Origin of the sequence: Helicobacter suis, assembly GCF_902196135.1 — a bacterium.
GTDB lineage: Bacteria > Campylobacterota > Campylobacteria > Campylobacterales > Helicobacteraceae > Helicobacter > Helicobacter suis_A.
The window spans coordinates 1-4241 of the sequence record NZ_CABIKE010000025.1 but is presented as its reverse complement, the minus strand read 5'-3'; the positions used below and the strand labels follow the sequence as shown (position 1 = coordinate 4241).

Below are 4241 nucleotides of genomic sequence, written 5' to 3'. Positions count from 1 at the left end.
TAACGGGGCAAAATTGGCCGCCACTTAAGCCAGCTACTATTAAGCGCAAAAAGCCCCGCATGCGTACCCAAATCTTGCAAAATACGCGCGTTATGCGAACAGGCGTGAATCTCCAAATCTTAGGCAATACAATAGAGGTTAGCAACGCTGAAAGATACGCCCCCTTTCACCAACTAGGTACTAGAAAAATGCCACAAAGGCGCTTCATGCCCTTTGATGATCAGGGGAGGCCTTCTCCAGCGCTAGAAAACGAAATTAATGAGATTTTAGAGCCCACCGGCAAAGGCGGGCGCGATTTGTTAAGACAAGTGGGCTTGTTTTTGTTTTCTTGAAGTTTTTTTAAGGCGATAGACTTTTAGGGCGCGTTTATATTGCTGTTCATTCATATTTAGCCGCACACATAAACTTAAGCCGTTTTGCCCGGTGAATTCGGCTAAAAACGCCTTGACTTTTGCAAGTGTGCCATTTTTAGGAATATATAATTCTTTGCCACTCAAGAGCGCTTTAGCCTCTTTTGGAGTGCTAGCACAAAGCTGCTTGTATAGTTCTTTTTCTAATCGGATATGGCGACTCATGCTTGCAACTTTATACTAAAGCTTTGGGTAGTGGTTTTTTCTACCCCAAGTTTGCTTAGTGTGGCCTCATCTAAATTACCCAACGCGCTTAAAAGTAGGCTTTCTTTGACTTTGATACAATGAACTAAGCCCATTTCTTTTAGTGTATCCATTGTGAGTTTTTCTAACTCTGGATCAACAATAATTTTAGTTGATTGTGTGAATTTTAAAACCCCTTCAGGCAAGGTTAATTTATTGCCCTTAAACTCCTGCATATTAGCCCGCGCGTGTGCTTCTATGCTTTCTTCGGCATCTTTGATCTGTTCTTCTATTTCCTCAATGTGTGCCATTAATGAAAGCTTTTTATCTGTCAGGCTTTTCTTAACGCCATTAAGGCGCTTAATTTCTCTTAGATTTACGCTAAGATATTCTTTGTCCAACATCTCTGAATCCTTTGTTTGATTTTTTAAGGCTTAGCCTTATGCTGACCACCCTAAGGTGGCCAAATAAAGCTAGTAAATGATACTTTCTAGCGCCCCGATAACCTTTTTAGTCTCTTTGCAAATAATTAGCCCTTCATCAGTCAAAGCATAATAAGTGGAACTATAAACGCCATCTTTGCTTTGATACAGCACATTTTTAGGGGGCTGTTTTTTGAAAAATTTAGATAAAAAGTTAAGCAAGTCCATTGGTTGCCTTTCTAAAGGTAAGATGTGATAAGTGATTTTTGTTTTTTTGGCTAGGCGGTTATAAAAAGCCTTATTAGCCTCATAGGCGCGTTGCCAAGCCTTGAATTGCGCGATCTTAGCCATTACATCAATATCTATTTTTTGCACAAAAGGCTTTCTAAAGCTAATGGCCGCACGGAGGTGCTCACAATGGGCGGCGATATTTCTGACCACAGCGCGTAAAGGCTTTTGTTGTTCATAATGTTCAACAATTGCACAAAGCACGCTAGCCCCATAATAGGCATGTTGGGCTTCTTCTTTATCAAAAGCCACAATGTTGGGTCAGCGCATCCAAATTGCGCGATCGCCAAAATAACGCTTAGAAAAGAAAGTTAAGGCCTCGTGGCATTCTTTGTCGTGCACTACTTGCATGGGCACCCCCTAGTCTAAGATAGACATATTAGCGACTAATTTAATAGCCTCTTTTATGTCTTGCCCATTAATTTGGGCAAAGCGATTGGACATCTTCCACATCTTGCAAGCGCGGCGCAAATTGCGTGTATAACTTGTGATTAGTTCTGCGTAATCTCCAAAAAGTAGACTAAAGTCCTCAGCGCTAGGGGCGTGGAATTCGTATTTAAGGCTAATACGGCTATAGAGCTGGAGCAACTCCCCTTTTTTGCCCTTGAGATTGTTAAGTAGCTGGGGAGTGCCGGCTAAAATTGTGGGCGCGCGTGTAAAATCCACAATGCGGCGCAAAGATTCAAGGCTAGCGGTTTTTAAGTGCTCTGCTTCATCGATCAAAAGCACACTTTCGCGCTCTGCTAATCTTTTGGAAATGTTTAAGATTAGTTTAGGTATATTAGTGGCGCTATTAGCACCAATTAACGACCCCAAGCCATTCAAAAAGTCGCCATTACTTAATCCGGGCACACTCTCAAACAAAATGGCTTGAGGTGTTTTGGCCGCATAAGCTTTTAAACTTTCGCTTTTGCCACTCCCGGCTAAACCATATAATAAACAGCTTTCTTTGCAAACAACGGCTTGATCGATCACAAAATGCGCGTTGTTAAGATTGCTCAAGGGCTTAATCTCAATGTTTTTTAATTGTTTGCGCTCTGTGGCACTGCTTTTATAACTGCGCATGAAATCTTTAATTGACTTTTCCAAAGCCTGCAAATCGCGGGCTTCATAAGTCCCTTTGATAAACTTAGAGAGTAGCGCGGGTGATCGCCCAATAGAGCGGGCGACTTGCGCTTGACTGAGTTGATACTCCCTAATAAAGGCCTCTAATTCCTCACCTAGATACATTTAATTAAACTCCTATTTAATAGCCATTTAATGGCACTTCAATGGGCATTAAATGCCCAAAACTAGCAACTAGAAACAACCTCCTTTCTTTAGATTTAGCCCCTAAAGGGCTTATTAGCCCCAAACTCGCTATAAAAATCATTCGCGTTATAAATAGGCTTGATTTTGGGGGTTTGTTTGGGGCTAATAGGCTTTTTAGCGGGCTGTGGGGCTTTTCTAGCCTCGTTTTGGCCATTTTTCAAACCTAATTGATAAGCTGCCTCCACTAAAGCGCGATAATCTGCAGGTATATTGTCTAATACCTCTACTTCTACTGTCTGAGACTCTAGGTGATCAATCATAGCCCGCCGCTTTGCGCATAAGTTCAAGGGCTTTATAGGGGTCCATAAGCCCATTATCTTGGGGTTTAGCGGTGTTTGTTTCATCTTGTTTTGATTTTTTAGGCCGTCTGCCAATAATCTCATCTACTTTAGCTTGGCGTTTTTTGTCTGCTGCGGCCTTTGCGATCTCAATTTCGCCTATGAATGGCTTAATTTCTTTGTTCACATAAGACTTTTTGGCATATCTAAAGTCTTTTTGATCCATTGCCTGTGCGCCTAAATCGGTGCAAGTAGCCTTAGTCAAGTATTTCATTAAAGGCGTGTAAATATCTACTTCATTGGGATTATCTGGGCTTTCTACAACAATTAGGCTATCGCCAATCTCGCATTTATCCCAAAATTGTGCACTTTGATAAGTTTTGCCATTAAGATCGACCCCATAAGCTTGTAAGGTTCTGTGGTGTTGTTTGCCTAAGAAAGCCCGTATTTTGGCTAATTCTTGCACGCTAGCCATAACGGGGGCATGGGCTCTATAATCGCAATAGCGCTTTTTTAGTTCGTCATCAATCAGAGCTTGTAATTCATCTTCAAAAAGTAGCTTGTTTTCATCAATGCGCGTGGCCTTGCCACTTAAGGTCTCAGCTGTGCTGGCGTGTTGGTTTTCTATTTGTGTGCGTTTGGTTAAGTCATTGCCAATATAGCCCGGTAGCCATGCTAAAGCACCTTGAATCACCCCAAAAAAGCGCTCAATTGTGCCTTTCTGACGGCCTTCAAAGGGCAAAGTCTTATGGCATGCAATTTTACAAGAATGTAGAAAGTTTTGATAGTGTTTGCTGGCATAGTCAGTGCCATTATCACAGCGCACCTTATCGGGTATGCCCATGCGATTCATGGCGTTAAACAATACGCGTACTTGGGCGTTAGAATTGTTAGTATCAATGAGTTCGGCATAAGCCGCGCCACTACAAGTATCAATGACCGCGCTTAGATTTTTGCGCGCAACTCTATAGCCTTTTTTAGCGCTAGGATCGGAGATTTTGACCATGAAGTCCATCTTTGTGCTATCAACTTGCCATTCTTCGTTTAGATAGCTTTTAGGGCGCACACCTACTGGGTAGCGCTGCAATAGCCCGTTTTTACCTTTTTTCAAGTAGGCTTGAATTTTCCGATCCCCTCTAATTATCCGATCGCACCACTTCATAAAATTATTGAAACTATGCTTGAAGTCAGGGCGTTTTTCTTTTTCAAGCTCCATGTAGTAGTCATAATAGGCTTTGTAGCCCTTGCGTGGGGCGCTGCTGCCAATGGCTAGAATAGCTTCACGCACTAGATCAGGGTTAATCTTGCGATTAGATCGGGGTTTGTCGCTATTTTTTCTTTTAAGGCCA

At 42.1% G+C, this 4241-nt stretch carries 7 protein-coding genes; 1 reads left to right on the top strand and 6 read right to left on the bottom strand.

Features of this window, described 5'->3' with window-relative positions; genetic code table 11:
- Window positions 1-332: phage virion morphogenesis protein (locus tag G6Q06_RS08160; RefSeq protein ID WP_205436015.1), on the top strand; the 332-nt coding region annotated here is incomplete at its 5' end.
- Here the strand turns inward: G6Q06_RS08160 and G6Q06_RS08155 are convergent.
- The 6 genes from G6Q06_RS08155 to G6Q06_RS08130 form a co-directional block, all read right to left on the bottom strand.
- Window positions 300-575, bottom strand: coding sequence for a hypothetical protein (locus G6Q06_RS08155; RefSeq protein ID WP_163566288.1), 276 nt, complete (start codon window positions 573-575; stop codon window positions 300-302). The genes G6Q06_RS08160 and G6Q06_RS08155 overlap by 33 nt on opposite strands.
- Window positions 572-997: a host-nuclease inhibitor Gam family protein gene (locus G6Q06_RS08150; protein WP_163533581.1), complete on the bottom strand. Its 426-nt coding sequence runs from the start codon at window positions 995-997 to the stop codon at window positions 572-574. The genes G6Q06_RS08155 and G6Q06_RS08150 overlap by 4 nt, the downstream gene beginning before the upstream one ends.
- Before the next feature lie 69 nt (window positions 998-1066).
- Complete coding sequence (locus G6Q06_RS08145) at window positions 1067-1555, bottom strand: hypothetical protein (RefSeq protein ID WP_163566287.1); 489 nt, start codon at window positions 1553-1555, stop codon at window positions 1067-1069.
- Window positions 1556-1663: 108 nt separating this feature from the next.
- Complete coding sequence (locus tag G6Q06_RS08140; RefSeq protein ID WP_163566286.1) at window positions 1664-2533, bottom strand: AAA family ATPase; 870 nt, start codon at window positions 2531-2533, stop codon at window positions 1664-1666.
- A gap of 95 nt (window positions 2534-2628) precedes the next feature.
- Window positions 2629-2874: a hypothetical protein gene (locus G6Q06_RS08135; protein ID WP_163566285.1), complete on the bottom strand. Its 246-nt coding sequence runs from the start codon at window positions 2872-2874 to the stop codon at window positions 2629-2631.
- The coding region (locus G6Q06_RS08130; protein ID WP_163566284.1) for an integrase catalytic domain-containing protein at window positions 2867-4241 on the bottom strand (1375 nt) is incomplete at its 5' end. The genes G6Q06_RS08135 and G6Q06_RS08130, both read right to left, overlap by 8 nt.

Bases quoted from the DNA above. Each gene is read 5' to 3' on its own strand.
- G6Q06_RS08135 (WP_163566285.1), bottom strand. From the start codon at position 2,874: ATGATTGATCACCTAGAGTCTCAGACAGTAGAAGTAGAGGTATTAGAC.
- G6Q06_RS08150 (WP_163533581.1), bottom strand. From the start codon at position 997: ATGTTGGACAAAGAATATCTTAGCGTAAATCTAAGAGAAATTAAGCGC.
- G6Q06_RS08140 (WP_163566286.1), bottom strand. From the start codon at position 2,533: ATGTATCTAGGTGAGGAATTAGAGGCCTTTATTAGGGAGTATCAACTC.
- G6Q06_RS08155 (WP_163566288.1), bottom strand. From the start codon at position 575: ATGAGTCGCCATATCCGATTAGAAAAAGAACTATACAAGCAGCTTTGT.